Consider the following 16,190-nt stretch of genomic DNA (forward strand, 5'->3'; position numbering starts at 1 on the left):
TCCTATGGAGAACCTGCCCGACCGCCCGCACCCGCATGCACATCTGCGCGCTTCCGACACCGATCGCGACCGGGTCGTCGACGTACTGCGGGACGCCCTGATGTCGGGGCGGTTGACGCAGGACGAACATGCCGAGCGGCTCGAGCAGACGCTGAAGGCCAGGACGCTGGGTGAGCTCGAGCCGATCACGCAGGACCTCGTCATCCCGCAGCAGGCGATGCCGGCGCCGAGCGCCGTACCGTCGAACAGCCCGGTGCCGATCGAGGAGCCGGCCAACCCGTCGGACAGCTTCGACACCCTGTTCGCGATCTTCGGTGGCGGCGAGCGGAAGGGCCGGCGGCGGGTCAAGCGCCGGACCAACGCGGTGGCGATCTTCGGCGGGCACGACCTGGACATGACGGACGCGGTGTTCGAGGGCCGCGAGGTGGCGATCTATGCGTTCGCCGTGTTCGGCGGGATCGACCTCACCGTCCCGGACTCGGTCGAGGTCCGCAGCCAGGGCGTCGGCATCTTCGGCGGCTTCGCGGCCCGCGGCGGCGACTCACCCGACCCGAACGCCCCGGTCGTCATCGTGAAGGGCCTGGCCCTCTTTGGCGGCGTCGGCGGCCAGATCGCCTCCAAACGCCACAAGAAACGCTTCAAGAACCACGGCGGCAACCACGGCCACCTAGGCCACTGAACCGATCGCATTTGGCTGGTTGACCCACCAAATGGGGGGTTTGCCACCCGTATTCCGGGTGGCAAACCCACAACGCGGTGGGTCAACCAGCCAAATGGGTCAGCTAGATCCAGGTCTTGAACCACATGCGCTGGAGCCACTCCGGGTGGGGGAGGACCTTGTCGGTGAGGATCGGCCAGATGTAGGCGAAGTTCAGGACAACCAGGACGACGAACGCGCCGACCACCGCGCTGCCGATCAGCCGGCGCGATGTCGCCTGGCCGAAGGCGGTCCGGGCCGGGCCGAGGATCTTGCCGAGGACGAGGGCCAGCGCCATCACCGTGAACGGGATCATCGTGACGGCGTAGAAGAAGAAGATCGGTCTGTCGTCGAAGGCGAACCACGGCAGCCAGCAGGTCAGGTAGCCGACGATGGGTATGCCGAAGCGCCAATCCCGCTGGCCCACCCAGAACACCAGCGCGGCGATCAGCGCGAGCGCGCCACCCCACCACAGCAGCGGTGTGCCGAGCGCGGAGATCACCGACAGGCAGTTCGTCCCGGCCGGCGCGGTGCAGCCCTTCGTCCCGGTCTTGATGTCGTTGACCGCGTCGAAACCGATCGGGCGGGCGATGATCGGCCAGCCGGCCGGGTTCGAGGCGTACGGGTGGGTGGCGTTCTTGATGTAGTCGCCGGTGTGGAAAGCGAGCACTTCCTGGTGGTAGTGGATCAGCGACCGGAAGTCGTCCGGGACGACCTTCATCACGCCGGTCGCCGGGTTCTTGGACGCGTAGTCGTGGTCGTAGGCGTTGTCGTGCAGCAGCCAGCCGGTCCAGGTCGCGGTGTAGGTGACGATCGCGACCAGCACGATGCTGAGGAACGCCGGGATGCCGTCGACCAGTGCCGACTTCACGAACGCGCGCCGCACGCCGAGGGCCCGCCGGGCGCCGAAGTCCCAGGCGAAGACGAGGATGCCGAACCCGGCGATCACCCAGACCGCGGACCACTTGGTGCCGAGCGCGAGGCCGAAACAGACACCGGCGGCGATCCGCCACGGGCGGATCAGCAGCCAGCGGCCGAGGGTACGGCGCTGGCCGTCCGGAACCGGGGTGTCGAGGGAGTCGGCGTGCCGGCGGCGGCTCCAGTCCCGGTCGGCGACCAGGCACGAGATCGCGGCGACCAGCCAGAAGGCCAGGAAGATGTCGAGCAGCGCGACCCGGGACATGACGAAGTGCAGGCCGTCGACCGCGAGCAGCAGGCCGGCGATGCAGCCGATCAGGGTGGACCGGGTCATCCGCCGTACGGTCCGGATCAGCAGCAGCACGGTCAGGGTGCCGAACAGGGCCGGCATGAATCGCCAGCCGAACGTGTTCATCCCGAACAGCTGCTCACCGGCGGCGATCATCCACTTGCCGACCTCCGGGTGCACGGTCAGGCTCGGGGTGTCCTTGAAGACGTCCAGGTTGCCGGCCAGGATCGCCTTGTCGGCGGCGCCCTCCGGCTGGTCGATGAACTGCCGGGCGTAGCCGAACTTGAGCAGGCTGTACGCGTCCTTGGCGTAGTACGTCTCGTCGAAGACGAACTTCACCGGCTCGCCGAGGTTCCAGAACCGCAGGAACGCGGCCAGCGCGGTGATCACCAGGGTCGCGATCCAGCCACCGTCGAAGTCCTTCGGCATCGGCGGGTACAACCGCTCCTTCAGCGGCGGCAACCGCCTTCCGAGCACGTCCCGCCCGAGCGTGTCCCGCCCCTCGGCAGCGTCCCCCCGCCGAGCAGTCCCGTCCTCGATCACAGCAGTCACGCCCGCCATCGTACGGAGCCCCCAGTAGCACTGTCCCCCGGCGTACTGCCCGGGGCCTGCGATGATGGGGCCCGTGAGTGGGCGACTGGTGTTGGCGGGGACGCCTATTGGGGATGTGCTGGATGCGTCGGCTCGGTTGGGGAGGGTGTTGGGGGAGGCCGATGTGGTGGCGGCTGAGGACACCCGGCGGTTGCGGCGGTTGACGTCGGAGCTGGGTGTCGTGGTCACCGGCCGGGTGGTCAGCTACTTCGAGGGCAACGAGCGGGAGCGGACCGCGGACCTCCTGGACGCGTTGACCGCGGGGCAGACCGTGGTCGTGGTGACGGACGCGGGCATGCCGAGTGTTTCGGATCCGGGGTACCGGTTGGTGGCTGCGGCGATCGAGGCCGGCGTGGACGTGACCGCCGTACCTGGGCCGTCCGCCGTCCTGACAGCGCTGGCGCTGAGCGGTCTGCCGGTCGACCGGTTCACGTTCGAGGGGTTCCTGCCGCGCAAGCCGGGGGAGCGGGCGCGGCGGTTGGGGGAGCTGGCGGACGAGCAGCGGACGATGGTGTTCTTCGAGGCCCCGCACCGGCTGGCCGCGTCCCTCGAGGCGATGGCCGAGGCCTTCGGCGCGGAGCGTCGTACGGCGGTCTGCCGCGAGCTCACCAAGACGTACGAAGAGGTCAAACGCGGCCCGGTCGCGGAGCTGGTGAAGTGGGCGGCGGACGGCGTAAGGGGTGAGATCACGGTGGTCGTCGCGGGCGCGGATCCGGGCCAGGTGCTGACCCCGGCGGAGCTCGCCCGGGAGGTCGCCACGGACGAGGAAGCCGGAACACCCCGTAAACAGGCCATCGCCGACGTGGCGAAGCGGTACAACGTTCCCAAACGGACTGTGTACGACGCTGTGCTCGCCGCCCGGGACCCTGGTCAATAGCACTGGCGCGCGGCACTACCCTTTTCCTATGTCCGAGAAGGCCTATTACGTCACCACCCCGATCTACTACGTCACGGCGGCGCCGCACATCGGCAGCGCGTACACGACCGTGGCCGGGGACGTCCTGACCCGCTGGCACGCGCAGCGCGGGGAGCGGAAGTGGTACCTGACCGGTACCGACGAGCACGGCGAGAAGGTGATGCGCAGCGCGCAGGCCCAGGGCATGTCGCCGAAGGAGTGGACCGACAAGCTGGTCGAGGAGGCCTGGAAACCGGCCTGGGTCGACGTCGACATCGCGTACGACGACTTCATCCGGACCACCGAGCAGCGGCACACCGAGCGGGTCCGTGAGTTCTGGCAGACGCTCTACGACAAGGGCGACGTCTACCAGGGCCAGTACGAGGGCCTGTACTGCGTCGGCTGCGAGGAGTTCAAGCTGCCGGCCGACATCCGCACCGACGAGGACGGCACCCAGCGGTGCATGATCCACGGCACCGAGCTGGAGACGGTCGCGGAGACGAACTACTTCTTCCGGCTCTCGGCGTACGCCGACAAGCTGCTGGAGCTGTACGAGTCGCAGCCGGACTTCGTCGCGCCCGCGAGTGCCCGCAACGAGGTGATCGCGTTCGTCAAGCAGGGCCTGCAGGACCTGTCGATCACTCGGTCGACGTTCGACTGGGGTATCCCGGTGCCGTGGGACGAGGACCACGTCCTCTACGTCTGGATCGACGCGCTGCTCAACTACGTGACCGCGGCCGGCTACGGCACCGACCCGGAGCGGTTCGAGCAGCTCTGGCCGGTCGACGTACATCTGGTGGGCAAGGACATCCTCCGGTTCCACGCGGTGATCTGGCCGGCCATGCTGATGGCCGCCGGGGTCGCGGTGCCGCGGCAGGTGTTCGCGCACGGCTGGCTGCTGGTCGGCGGCGAGAAGATGAGCAAGTCCAAGCTGACCGCGATCGCGCCGCACGAGATCACCGACCACTTCGGCTCGGACGCGTTCCGGTACTACTTCCTGCGCACGATCCAGTTCGGTTCGGACGGGTCGTTCTCCTGGGAGCACCTGAGCGCGGTGTACACCTCCGAGCTCGCCAACGGCCTCGGCAACCTGGCCAGCCGGATCGCGGCGATGGTCGGCAAGTACTTCGACGGCGCCCTGCCCGAGCCGACCGACCACGGCCCGGCCGAGCAGGCGCTTGCGGACAAGCTCACCCAGACCGTGGCCACGGCCGACAGGGCGATCGACACACTGGCGTTCCACGACGCGCTGGCCGCGATCAACGACCTGGTCGGCGCGGTCAACGGCTACGTCACCGAGCAGGAGCCATGGAAGGTCGCCAAGGACGACACGAAGCGCGACCGCCTGGCCACCATCCTGTACTCCGCCGCCGAGACCCTGCGCGCGGTCGCCGTACTCCACAACCCGACCATGCCCAAGACGTCCGCCAAGCTCTGGACGCTCCTCGGCGCCGAAGAAAAGCTCGGCTCCCTGAAGGACCAGCGAGTCCAGGACGCCGCCACCTGGGGCCAGCTACCGGCCGGCGCCATCCTCACCAAGGGCGAGCCCCTCTTCCCTCGCCTCGAAGAATCCTGAGGATTGGTATCAGTGAGGATAGTATCATTGATGATACTATCCTCACTGATACTTTCATGAGGAGATGCCGGTGCGGCGGTTTATCGGTCGGGCTCACGAGCTTGGCGTACTGCGAGACGCCCTGACGCGGCTCCGGTCGAATGCTGAACAGCCGGGGGAGTGCATCCTGATCCGGGGCCGCCGCCGGGTCGGAAAGTCGAGCTTGGTCGAGGAGTTCCTCCGGACGGCCGAGGTGCCGTACGTCTTCTTCACGGCAGCCGGCCAGTCCGCCGAGGATGAACTGACTGAACTGGCTGAGGCGGTCGCCGCATCGAACCTCCCTGACCGCGAGGTCTTCGCCGAGGAGGCGCCCACTCAGTGGAGCGCCGCCCTGCGCCTGCTCGCGGACCTCCTGCCGGACGATCAGCCGAGCGTCGTCGTGATCGACGAGGTTCCGTACCTGATGGCTCGGGTGGACGCCTTCGAGGGCGTGCTGCAGCGGGCGTGGGACCGATTGTTCAGTCGCAAGCCCGTGCTTCTGCTGCTCGTCGGGTCGGATCTGTCGATGATGGAGTCCCTGAACAGCTACCAGCGGCCGTTTCACCAACGTGGTCGCGAGATGGTCGTCGGGCCGCTCACACCCGCCGATCTCGCGGACATGCTCGACCTCCAGCCCGCCGTGGCCTTCGATGCGGCTTTGGTGACCGGTGGGCTGCCCTTGATCTGCAGGGATTGGCGGCCGGGGGGAACTCTGCGCGACTTCCTGAAGGCGAGCCTGAGCGATCCGACGTCGGCGCTGCTGGTGTCGGCCGAGCGCTCACTGGCGGCGGAGTTCCCGCCGCAAGCCCTCGGCGCAGAGGTGCTGCGAGTGATCGGGAGCGGCGAGCGGACCTTCAGCAACATCGCCCGGTCCGCCGGCGGACTCGCTCATACCAGCCTCACCAGGGCGATGCAGGTCTTGACGGACAAGGGGATCGTGGTCGCCGAGCTGCCGGTCTCACTCCGCCCGTCGAAGGAGCGGCGGTACCGGATCGCCGATCCCTACCTGCGGTTCTGGCTGACGTTCCTTGCCCCGCACATGGCGGAGATCGAGCGGATGCGCGGTGATCTGACGCTGGTCCGGATCAAGGAGAAGTGGAGCAGTTGGCGGGGTCGAGCGGTCGAGCCACTGATCCGTGAATCCCTGGCCAGAATGCTGCCGGACGATCAGTTGCCGGCGGCACCTGTCGTGGGTGGGTACTGGACTCGGAGCAACGATGTCGAAGTCGACCTGGTCGGGGCCGACCGTGGTCCGGTGGCGAAGGAACTCCTTTTCCTCGGTTCCATCAAATGGCTGGACAACAGCCGGTTCGACGACCGTGACCTCGCAGCGCTCCAGCGGCATCGCGGCGTACTGACTGACGATCCGGTTCCGCTGGTGGCTGTCTCGCGCAACGGCGTTACTGCGAAGGGCCTTGACGCCGTTTACCAGCCGGCCGAGCTGCTGGCCGCCTGGAATCGACGATCCTAGACCGCTGTCGCGTGGTAGAGGGCAGCCGCCTGGGTTCGGGTGGTTACGGCCAGTTTGGTGAGGATGTTGGCTACGTGGAACTTGACCGTGGACTCGCTGATGTGGAGGGCATCGGCGATGGAGCGGTTGCGGTGGCCTTGAGCCAGGCGTTCCAGGACTTCCAGTTCGCGGTTGCCCAGGGCGGCGAGTGGCTCCGAGGTGACCGTCTGCGGGGTTGACTGGGGGCGGAGGGTGATGCGGGCGGTGATGCCCCAGCCGGGGACGGAGTCGAGGTCGAGGTCGCCCGCGTGCAGGCGGAGCCGTTCGGCCAGCTGACCCAGGTCGAGGACGTTCTCCAGCAGGCCCGGGCCGTCGTCGCGGACGGTCGCCTGCAGTTCGGGGTCGGTCCACCTCCAGCCGACGCGGATCCGCCGTACCCGGTCCTGGGTGAGCATCGCGAGGACGACGGACCGGACCGCCACCCGGGCCGCGTGGGCGACGCCGCCCGGGATCAGCCGGTCGTTGCCGGGGGCATCCAGTTCGAGGTCGACCGGGCCGTGCCGGAGCAGCGCGCGGAGCGACTCGGCGAGCCGGTCGAACGCCCGTCCGGCGGGCTCCTCGCCGCTGCACACCCGGTCTCGCTGAGTGTCGTTGCGCAGCTCCGCCAGCCCGTTCAGGGCCAGCTCCACCGCCATCGAGCGGGCCGAGGCGTCATCGATCCGCTGGTTCCGCAGTACGCCGAGGAGCGTTGCGAGCGTGGCCGCGTGGGCCTCACCGAGCTCGGCGGCGATGTCGGCGCGGCCCTCCGCCACGGCCCGGTTCTGGGCCAGCGCGCCGGGCTCCCGCTCGAGCGTGAGGCGGTACATGTGCGCGGTGATCAGGTCCCACACGGTCTGGACCATCGCGGCCGCCTCCGTCGGCGTCTCGTCGTACCGGATGAAGACGACCACCGAACCCCGCGGTGCCCGGTCGCTGGCGACGGCCAGGACAGGGTGCCTCGAGCCCGCGATCGGTACGACGCCCTGCCACGGCTGGCCCGCGGTCACGGTGCCGAGCAGCCCGGCCAGGTCGGCGCCGGTGACGGCCTCGGCCAGGACGGGCTCGCCGTGTGCGGTGACGGGCGTGGACGCGCACTGCGAGGCGAGCTGGGCGACCGCCCGATGCGGGATCAGCTCGGCGGTCGCCGCCGACAACCGCGCCAGGATCTCCGCCGGGGGCCCGTCAATGATCTGCGCCGCCGATCCCAGCACCTCTGCCGTCTGCACATCGCCCAGAGTACGTCGGTTGACGCGTCCACCTGAGCCCGTCGTTCGGGCGGTGGACAACTGTCCGAACGGCCAGTCGGGATCGGCGGCCGGGCCGAGATCATCGATTGAAGCATCAACCAATCGATGGAGGCAGGACATGCAAGCGGTGGTATTCGAGGAGTTCGGTGGTCCCGAGGTGCTGCGGACCGAGGACGTGGCCGAGCCGCACGCCGGGCCGGGTGAGGTGCGGGTCAGGGTCCGGGCCGCCGGCGTGAACCCGCTCGACTTCAAGATCCGTCGCGGCTGGATGCAGGGTTTCATCGACGTCACTTTCCCGGCGACGCCCGGCATCGAGGTCGCGGGCGTGGTGGACGAGGTGGGCGAGGGTGCGGGCTTCGCGATCGGCGACGAGGTGGTCGGCTGGGCGACGACCGGTTCATACGCCGAGCACGCGCTCGTCGGCAACGTCGTACCGAAGCCCGCCGGGGTGGCCTGGGAGCAGGCAGTCGGCTTGCCGGTCGCGGGCGAGACGGCTCAGCGCGTCCTCGACGAGCTCGGTGTGAAGGACGGCGAGACCCTGCTGCTGCACGGCGCCGCGGGCGCGGTCGGCTCGATCGCCGTACAGCTCGCCAAGGCCGCCGGGGTCACCGTCATCGGTACGGCGTCACCGGCCAACCACGAATACCTGCGCTCGATCGGCGCGATCCCGGTCGCGTACGGCGACGGCCTGGTCGACCGGGTTCGTGAGGTCGCGCCGGACGGCGTCGACGCGGTGTTCGACGCCGCCGGTCAGGGCGGGCTGCAGGAGTCGATCGAGCTCCGCGGCGGCACCGACCGCATCGTCACCATCGCCGACATGAACGCCGGCGCGCTGGGCGTCGCGGTCTCGATGGGCAGCACCGCCACGCCGGAGCAGGTGCGGGCCGGCCTGGCGGCCCACCTCCAGGCCGTTGCCGACGGCACCCTCCAGGTCCGCATCGCGGAGACCTTCGCGCTGGCCGACGCCGCCAAGGCCCAGGACCTCAGCGAATCCGGCCACGCCCAGGGCAAGGTCGTCGTACTGGTCTAATCCTGTCGCCTGCGGCCGGCTGCAGTCTTAGAGTCGGCCGCATGGCTGTATTGAATGCCGCGCCTCCGGCGCGGGGGTCATGGGGCTTTGACTCCCGCCCTTCCCTCGTCGCTCCAGTCGCTGCGCTCCCTCCGCTCCTCAGTCCAGGGCGGGAGGCCCCATGACCGGCATCCTGTCCGCCGTTGCCTGGCCGTATGCGAACGGGCCCAGGCATATCGGCCATGTCTCCGGCTTCGGTGTGCCATCCGACGTGTTCAGCCGGTACCTGCGGATGGCTGGTCACGACGTGCTGATGGTGTCCGGAACGGACGAGCACGGTACGCCGATCCTCGTCCAGGCCGAGCGGGAGGGCGTCACGCCCCGGGAGCTCGCGGACCGGTACAACCGGGTGATCGTCGAGGACCTGCAGGGGCTGGGACTGAGCTACGACCTGTTCACCCGGACCACCACTCGCAACCACTACTCCGTCGCGCAGGAGTTGTTCAGAACCGTTCACCGCAACGGATATCTCGTGCCCAGGACCACGATGGGCGCGATCTCGCCGTCGACCGGGCGCACGCTGCCGGACCGCTACATCGAGGGCACCTGCCCGATCTGCGGGTACGACGCCGCGCGCGGGGATCAGTGTGACAACTGCGGCAACCAGCTCGACGCGATCGACCTCCGCAACCCGCGCAGCCGGATCAACGGCGAGACGCCGGTGTTCGTCGAGACCGAGCACTTCTTCCTCGATCTCCCGGCCCTGGCCGACGCACTCGGCTCCTGGCTGCAGACCCGCACCGGCTGGCGGCCGAACGTACTGAAGTTCGCCCTCAACCTGCTCGACGATGTCCGGCCGCGCGCGATGACCCGCGACATCGATTGGGGTATCCCGGTCCCGCTGCCCGGCTGGGAGGACAACCCGAACAAGCGGCTGTACGTGTGGTTCGACGCCGTCATCGGCTACCTGTCCGCCAGTATCGAGTGGGCCCGCCGTACCGGCGTCCCGGACGCCTGGCGCAAGTGGTGGTGCGATCCCGATGCACAGTCGTACTACTTCATGGGCAAGGACAACATCACCTTCCACGCCCAGATCTGGCCGGCCGAGCTGCTCGGCCACAACCGATCACCAGGCCGGTACGGCGCTCTGAACCTGCCGACCGAGGTGGTCAGCAGTGAGTTCCTGACCATGGAAGGCCGGAAGTTCTCGTCGTCGCGGTCGGTGGTGATCTACGTCCGCGACGTCCTGGAACGCTACGGCCCGGACGCGCTGCGGTACTTCATCTCCGTCGCCGGACCGGAGAGCCAGGACACCGACTTCACCTGGGCGGAGTTCGTCCGGCGCAACAACGACGAGCTGGTCAGCACCTGGGGCAACCTGGTGAACCGGACCGCGTCGATGATCGCGAAGAACTTCGGTGCGATCCCTCCGGCCGGTGAGCTCACACCGGCCGATCGCACACTCCTTGCCGCGAGCAAGGACGCCTTCGATACCGTCGGCGACCATCTCCGGCATCAGCGGCTGAAGCTCGCGATCGGCGAAGCGATGCGGAACGCGGGCGAGGCCAACCAGTACCTGTCCCAGCAGGCGCCGTGGAAAGAGTCAGACTCGGAGCGGAAGGCAACGATTCTGCACGTCGCCGCTCAGGTAGTGGCCGACAGCAACCGCCTGCTCGCACCCTTCCTGCCGCATTCGGCCCAACGGGTGCACGAGGCGCTCGGTGGGACCGGCACCTTCCTGCCGCGGCCGGAGATCCGCGAGGTCGACGATCTCGACGGCGGGCCGCCGTACCCGATCATCACCGGCGACTACTCCACGCAGCCCAGCTGGTCGCCGGAGCCCGTCGTACCGGGAACTCCTGTCCGTCCTCCGACGCCGATCTTCACGAAACTGGCGCCTGAAGTGGTCGACGAGGAGCTCGCGCGGCTCGGGTGACGCTTTTCTACAAGCGCGTAAGGAGCGGGGGTCGTACGGTCTTGGTAGAGAGGAGTTGAGGATCATGGCCGACTACCTGGCCACTGCTGAGACCGACATCAATGCTTCGCCGGCGCGGGTGTGGGAGGTGCTGACCGATCCCGACCAGATCAAGAAGTTCATGTTCGGGGCCGATGTGAAGACGGACTGGCGGAAGGGGAGTCCGATCACCTGGAGCGGTGAGTACGAAGGCAAGGCGTACGAGGACAAGGGCGAGATCGTGGAGATCGACCCTGGCCGGACGCTGCGGGTGACTCACTACAGTCCGTTGAGCGGGCAACCCGACGTACCGGAGAACTACCACACGCTCACCTACGAGCTGGACGACCACGGCACGTCGACGCACCTGAAACTCACCCAGGACAACAACAGCAGCGAGGACGAGGCCGCCCACTCCAAGGGCATGTGGGAGATGCTCGTGGCCAAGGTCAAGGAAGCGGCCGAGGAGTGAGGTCGTGTCTGATGGTCCCTCGCCTACTGCGCGGCACTCGGCACGGCACCTCGCCGCACTGGAGCAAAGGCCACGATGGAACCACATCGAGGCCTTCGCTCCAGCACGCCGAGCTACCGCACCGAGCACCTGCTCGCTACGGCGCTGGACCATCAGACACGACCTGTCAGTAACCTAGGCCCTATGTCTGCTGATGGTGTGGAGGTCCGCCGGCCGACCCGTGAGCGGGCCGCTATCGGGGAGGACGGCCGCTCGCGGGACCGGACCCGGCCGGCGTTGCCTGACCCGCTGCCGATGAGTGTGGTCGACGCGCACTGCCATCTCGACATCGCCGACGGCGAGGACGGTGCTTGGCTGAGCCCGGCCGAGGCGATCAAGCTGGCGTCGTCGGTCGGCGTGACCCGGATCGTCCAGGTCGGCTGCGATCTGCCGGGTGCGTTGTGGGCGGTCGAGGCCGCGGAGCAGTACAAGAGCGTCGTCGCCGGCGTCGCGCTGCACCCCAACGAAGCCCCGAAGCTGAAGGCCGCCGGTGAGTTGGACAGTGCGCTGGCCGAGATCGAGCGGTTGGCGAAAAGCACCGACAAGGTCCGAGTGATCGGCGAGACCGGGCTGGACTACTTCCGCACCGGTGAGGACGGCCGGGCCGCGCAGCACGAGTCGTTCGCCGCGCACATCGAGCTGGCCAGGCGGCTGGACAAGACGCTGATGATCCACGACCGGGACGCGCACGACGACATCCTGAAGATCCTGGACCGCGAGGGTGTGCCGGACCGCCTGGTGATGCACTGCTTCTCCGGTGACACCGAGTTCGCCCGGGAGTGCGTGAACCGCGGCGCCTTCCTGAGCTTCGCCGGCGTGGTGACGTTCAAGAACGCCCAGTCGCTGCGGGACGCGCTGGCGGTGACTCCGCTGGACCACATCCTGGTCGAGACCGACGCGCCGTACCTGACGCCGTCTCCGCATCGCGGTCAGCCGAACGCGTCGTACCTGATCCCGCACACCGTCCGGAAGATGGCCGGCGTCCTCAACATCTCCGTCCCGGAGCTCTGCGAAGCCCTGAACACCAACGCCAACCGGGCCTTCGGGGGTTCCTGGTAGACAGTGCCTCATGGAGTTCAGTGAGGTAGTCCGGCGGCGCCGGATGGTCCGCAACTACGACCCCGATCGCCCGGTTCCGGCGGAGATCCGGGAACGCATCCTGGAGAACGGCCTGCACGCCCCGTCGGGCGGGTTCAGCCAGGGCTGGGCGTTCCTCACCCTGGAGGGCGACGACCGGGAGCGATACTGGGCGATCGCGGCCGATCAGGTCGACGACAAGTATGTGGAATGGATCACAGGGCTGCGCCGGGCGCCGCTGCTGATCCTGGCCTTCGCGCACAAGGACGCGTACCTCGATCGGTACACCGAGCCGGACAAGGGCTGGACCGACCGCGACGAGTCCCGCTGGACGGCGCCGTACTGGTACGTCGACACCGGCATGGCGGTGCTGCTGATGCTGCAGACGGTCGTCGACGAAGGCTTGGGGGCCTGCTTTTTCGGGCCTCCGGCGGACAAGGTGGGCAAGCTCTACCAGGAGTTCGGGGTGCCCGCCGGGTTCGACCTGATCGGGCTGTTGTCGGTCGGCTACCGGGCCCCGGACAAGCGGTCGCCGTCGCTGAAACGAGGCCGCCGCAGTACGGCGGAAGTGGTGCATCGAGGGCAGTGGGGCCGTCACGAGGTGTGATCGCCTCATTACACCTTTTCCCGACTCGCCGACGAGAGGATTGGCACTTCCGCGACTTCTTCGTTACTGTCTCGTGACGTTGGCCGGGATCGGGGAAGGTTCCGGGCAGTACGCCCCTCGGCGTTGACCGTGTTGTCCGGGCCCACTGGGGCCGGTCTGTGTGGCCTGCGCCCGTACTGTCCCGCCCCGTGCCCGGGTAGCCCTACCTGGGAGCGTTAGTGCGTAAGTCCATCATCGTGGCCGTCTGTGCGACGGCCGCGTTCGCCGTCGCCGGCGGCTCCGTGGCCTATGCCAGCAAGAGCAAGACAGTCAGTCTTTCCGTCGACGGCCAGGTGCAGCAGGTGCACACCTTCGGCTCCACCGTGGCGGACGCCCTCGAGGCCAAGAAGATCCAGGTCGGCGAGCACGATGTCGTGGCGCCGGGGCTGGACGCGAAGCTCAAGGACGGCCAAGAGATCGCGGTGCAGTACGGTCGCCAGCTGACCGTCACCGCGGACGGCACCAAGAGGTCCTTCTGGACCACCGCCGACAGCGTCAACGAGGCGCTCGCGGACCTGGGCCTGCGGTACGACACCGCGGCCGTGTTCTCCACCAGCCGGAGCGCGCCGATCGGGCGTGAGGGGCTGAACCTCGTGGTCCAGACCCCGAAGACGGTGCAGATCGTCCGGCAGGGCAAGGTCGCGACGATCAAGTCGATGGCCGCGACGGTCGGCGAGGCGCTGACCGCGGCGAAGATCGGGTGGGACCAGGACGACCGGATCACCCCGGCCGCCGCGACCGCGCTCAAGCCGGGCGTCAACCGCATCGGTTACGTGAAGGTCGACGTCAAGAAGGTCACCAAGACCGTGGCGATCGCGCATGGCACGGACGAGACCGAGTCGGCCACCCTGCTCGAGGGCACCAAGAAGACCGCGGCCAAGGGCACCGACGGCGCGAAGTCGATCACGTACCTGTTCACCTACCTGGACGGCAAGCTGTCCGCCACCAAGGTGGTCGGCAGCAAGGTCGTCACGGCGCCGGTGGACGAGAAGGTCCTGATCGGCACCAAGCCGAAGCCGGAGGAGCCGACCACCGACGTCGCGCCGCCGCCGACCGGTGACACGAGCGTGTGGGACCGGATCGCCGAGTGCGAGTCCGGCGGAAACTGGGCGACGAACACCGGCAACGGGTACTACGGCGGCCTGCAGTTCAGCCACCAGACCTGGGTCGCGTACGGCGGTGACGCGTACGCCGAGAACGCCCACCTGGCCAGCAAGGCGCAGCAGATCGCGATCGCCGAGAAGGTCCGGGCGGCCCGCGGCGGCTACGGCGACTGGCCGGTCTGCGGCCAGCGCGCGTGAGTGAGCCTGACACACTGACGAGGTGACCTCGTCTGATTCATCCACTTCCGCCGGACCGAGACTTCTCGGTCCGGCGGAAGTGCGTTCACTGGCCGCTTCGCTCGGCGTCCGGCCGACCAAGCAGCGCGGCCAGAACTTCGTCATCGATCCGAACACGGTTCGCCGGATCGTCCGGACAGCCGCACTCGACGAGGCCGGGGAACTGGTCCTGGAGGTCGGCCCGGGGCTCGGGTCGCTGACGCTGGCACTGCTGGCCGACGGGCACCGGGTCACCGCGGTCGAGATCGACCCCGTGCTGGCGTCGGCGCTGCCGTCGACGATCGCGACGTACGCGCCGGAACAGGCTCGCGACTTCACCGTGGTCGAGGCAGACGCGATGACCGTCGGGCCGGACGAGATCGGTGCGCCGACCGCGTGTGTGGCCAATCTGCCGTACAACGTCGCCGTACCCGTCCTCCTGCACCTGCTCGAGGTGTCCGGCTCGCTGCGCCACGGGCTGGTCATGGTTCAGGCCGAGGTCGCCGACCGGCTCGCGGCGCCGCCCGGCTCGCGCACGTACGGCGTACCGTCCGCGAAGGCGGCCTGGTACGCCGAGGTCCGCCGGGCCGGTCCGATCGGGCGGAACGTGTTCTGGCCGGCGCCGAACGTGGATTCGGGCCTGGTCGCGTTCGAGCGGCGTGAACCACCTGACACGGAAGCGAGTCGGGAAGAAGTGTTCGCGGTGATCGAGGCGGCCTTCTCGCAGCGGCGCAAGACCGTCCGATCCGCACTGTCACGCTGGCTGCCGGACCGCGAACGCCTCGACGAGGTGTTCCGCGCCACCGGGATCGACCCCGGGCTGCGCGGCGAGATGCTCGGCATCACCGAGTTCGCGGCCCTGGCCGGCGCGGCGAGGCGGTAGTCCACATCGAGGCACGTTCGGCACCACCATGCCTCGACGAGGCACTAGCCTGTGCGGGTGCCACCTTCTGCTGAGGTCACGGTGCGGTCGCCGGCCAAGATCAATCTCGGTCTGTCGGTCGGTCCGCCGCGCCCGGACGGGTTCCACCCCGTCGCCACGATCTACCAGGCCGTCGCCCTGTACGACGATGTCACCGCGGTGCTGCGCGACGACGACTCCTCGATCTCGGTCGAGGTGGTCGGCGACTTCGCGGCCGACGTACCGACGGACGAGACGAACCTCGCGGTGCGGGCGGCGCGGTTGCTGCAGGCGGAGTACGACGTCGACGAAGGCGTCGACCTGACCATCCGCAAGACCATCCCGGTCGCGGGTGGGATGGCGGGTGGTTCGACTGACGCGGCAGCGACTTTGGTGGCGTGCAACCGGCTGTGGGGCTTGCAGTTGTCGCAGACCGAGTTGCAGCATCTCGCCGCCGAGCTGGGCAGCGACGTGCCGTTCTGCCTGGTCGGTCACACCGCGCTCGGCCGGGGACGTGGTGACCAGGTCACCGAGGTGATGTCGCGCGGGACCTTCCACTGGGTGTTCGCGATCGCCGACGGCGGCCTGTCCACACCGGCCGTGTACGGCGAGCTGGACCGGCTGCGCCCGCTCCGCCGGGTCGAGGCCCCGCAGGTCCGCCCCGAGCTCCTGTCGGCGCTGCTGTCCGGCCAGCCCGGCGCCCTCGCGGTTGCCCTCAGCAACGACCTCCAGGCGGCCGCCCTGTCGCTGCGGCCCGAGCTCGGCGACACCCTCCAGTTCGGCCTCGACCAAGGCGCCCTGGCCGCCCAGGTCTCCGGCTCCGGCCCCACCTGCCTGTTCCTGGCCGCCGACAGCCGCAGTGCCGTCGACCTCGCCGTCGAACTCGCCGAATCCGGCCTCTGCCGCATGGTCCGCCAAGCCGAAGGCCCAGTCCCCGGCGCCCGAATCCTCCCCGCCACCGTCAACCGGTAGGTGTCAACGGCCGGTCAGGATCGGCAGGAGTTGGTCGGTGCGGGGGGTGGTGGCCAGGGCGGATCAGTAGGGAGCGGGCGG

At 68.8% G+C, this 16,190-nt stretch carries 14 protein-coding genes; 12 read left to right on the forward strand and 2 right to left on the reverse strand.

Going from position 1 to position 16,190, the window contains the following annotated elements:
• Positions 1–4 precede the first annotated feature (4 nt).
• Positions 5–679, forward strand: coding sequence for a DUF1707 domain-containing protein (locus AB0F43_RS13900; RefSeq protein WP_360475050.1), 675 nt, complete (start codon positions 5–7; stop codon positions 677–679).
• A 103-nt stretch (positions 680–782) separates the two neighbouring features.
• Here AB0F43_RS13900 and AB0F43_RS13905 read toward each other — a convergent pair whose 3' ends face one another.
• Positions 783–2,333 (reverse strand): phospholipid carrier-dependent glycosyltransferase, encoded by a 1,551-nt coding sequence (locus tag AB0F43_RS13905; protein WP_360476787.1) that lies wholly within the window; start codon positions 2,331–2,333, stop codon positions 783–785.
• Positions 2,334–2,517: 184 nt separating this feature from the next.
• Between AB0F43_RS13905 and rsmI the strand changes: the two genes are divergently transcribed.
• From rsmI to AB0F43_RS13920, 3 genes are all read left to right on the forward strand, one after another.
• A complete protein-coding gene (gene rsmI, locus AB0F43_RS13910; protein ID WP_360475053.1) occupies positions 2,518–3,372 on the forward strand; it encodes a 16S rRNA (cytidine(1402)-2'-O)-methyltransferase in 855 nt (284 codons plus the stop codon).
• A 28-nt stretch (positions 3,373–3,400) separates the two neighbouring features.
• Positions 3,401–4,966, forward strand: a complete 1,566-nt coding sequence (gene metG, locus AB0F43_RS13915) for a methionine--tRNA ligase (protein ID WP_360475056.1) — start codon at positions 3,401–3,403, stop codon at positions 4,964–4,966.
• 70 nt (positions 4,967–5,036) lie between these two features.
• A complete protein-coding gene (locus tag AB0F43_RS13920) occupies positions 5,037–6,455 on the forward strand; it encodes a DUF234 domain-containing protein (protein WP_360475059.1) in 1,419 nt (472 codons plus the stop codon).
• Here the strand turns inward: AB0F43_RS13920 and AB0F43_RS13925 are convergent.
• Positions 6,452–7,699 carry a helix-turn-helix transcriptional regulator gene (locus AB0F43_RS13925; RefSeq protein WP_360475062.1) on the reverse strand — a complete coding sequence of 416 codons (1,248 nt, stop codon included), beginning with the start codon at positions 7,697–7,699 and terminating at the stop codon, positions 6,452–6,454. The genes AB0F43_RS13920 and AB0F43_RS13925 overlap by 4 nt on opposite strands.
• A gap of 139 nt (positions 7,700–7,838) precedes the next feature.
• On the opposite strand from AB0F43_RS13925, the gene AB0F43_RS13930 reads away from it, so the two are divergent.
• The 8 genes from AB0F43_RS13930 (at position 7,839) to AB0F43_RS13965 (ending at position 16,109) form a co-directional block, all read left to right on the forward strand.
• Entirely contained in the window at positions 7,839–8,750 is a 912-nt protein-coding gene (locus AB0F43_RS13930; protein WP_360475065.1) for an NADP-dependent oxidoreductase, read from the forward strand.
• Between the two features lie 160 nt (positions 8,751–8,910).
• Positions 8,911–10,665 (forward strand): methionine--tRNA ligase, encoded by a 1,755-nt coding sequence (gene metG / locus AB0F43_RS13935; RefSeq protein ID WP_360475068.1) that lies wholly within the window; start codon positions 8,911–8,913, stop codon positions 10,663–10,665.
• 64 nt (positions 10,666–10,729) lie between these two features.
• Positions 10,730–11,155: an SRPBCC domain-containing protein gene (locus AB0F43_RS13940; protein ID WP_360475071.1), complete on the forward strand. Its 426-nt coding sequence runs from the start codon at positions 10,730–10,732 to the stop codon at positions 11,153–11,155.
• A gap of 183 nt (positions 11,156–11,338) precedes the next feature.
• Entirely contained in the window at positions 11,339–12,253 is a 915-nt protein-coding gene (locus tag AB0F43_RS13945; protein ID WP_360475074.1) for a TatD family hydrolase, read from the forward strand.
• A 10-nt stretch (positions 12,254–12,263) separates the two neighbouring features.
• Positions 12,264–12,878: a nitroreductase family protein gene (locus AB0F43_RS13950; RefSeq protein ID WP_360475077.1), complete on the forward strand. Its 615-nt coding sequence runs from the start codon at positions 12,264–12,266 to the stop codon at positions 12,876–12,878.
• Between the two features lie 218 nt (positions 12,879–13,096).
• Positions 13,097–14,218, forward strand: coding sequence for a ubiquitin-like domain-containing protein (locus AB0F43_RS13955; protein WP_360475080.1), 1,122 nt, complete (start codon positions 13,097–13,099; stop codon positions 14,216–14,218).
• A 22-nt stretch (positions 14,219–14,240) separates the two neighbouring features.
• The gene (gene rsmA, locus AB0F43_RS13960; RefSeq protein ID WP_360475083.1) at positions 14,241–15,119 is read left to right on the forward strand and encodes a 16S rRNA (adenine(1518)-N(6)/adenine(1519)-N(6))-dimethyltransferase RsmA; all 879 of its coding nucleotides are present in this window, start codon (positions 14,241–14,243) and stop codon (positions 15,117–15,119) included.
• 51 nt (positions 15,120–15,170) lie between these two features.
• Positions 15,171–16,109, forward strand: a complete 939-nt coding sequence (locus AB0F43_RS13965) for a 4-(cytidine 5'-diphospho)-2-C-methyl-D-erythritol kinase (RefSeq protein WP_360475086.1) — start codon at positions 15,171–15,173, stop codon at positions 16,107–16,109.
• The last annotated feature ends 81 nt before the right edge of the window (positions 16,110–16,190 follow it).

The sequence above is a fragment of the Kribbella sp. NPDC023972 genome, from assembly GCF_040639075.1.
Taxonomy (GTDB): domain Bacteria; phylum Actinomycetota; class Actinomycetes; order Propionibacteriales; family Kribbellaceae; genus Kribbella.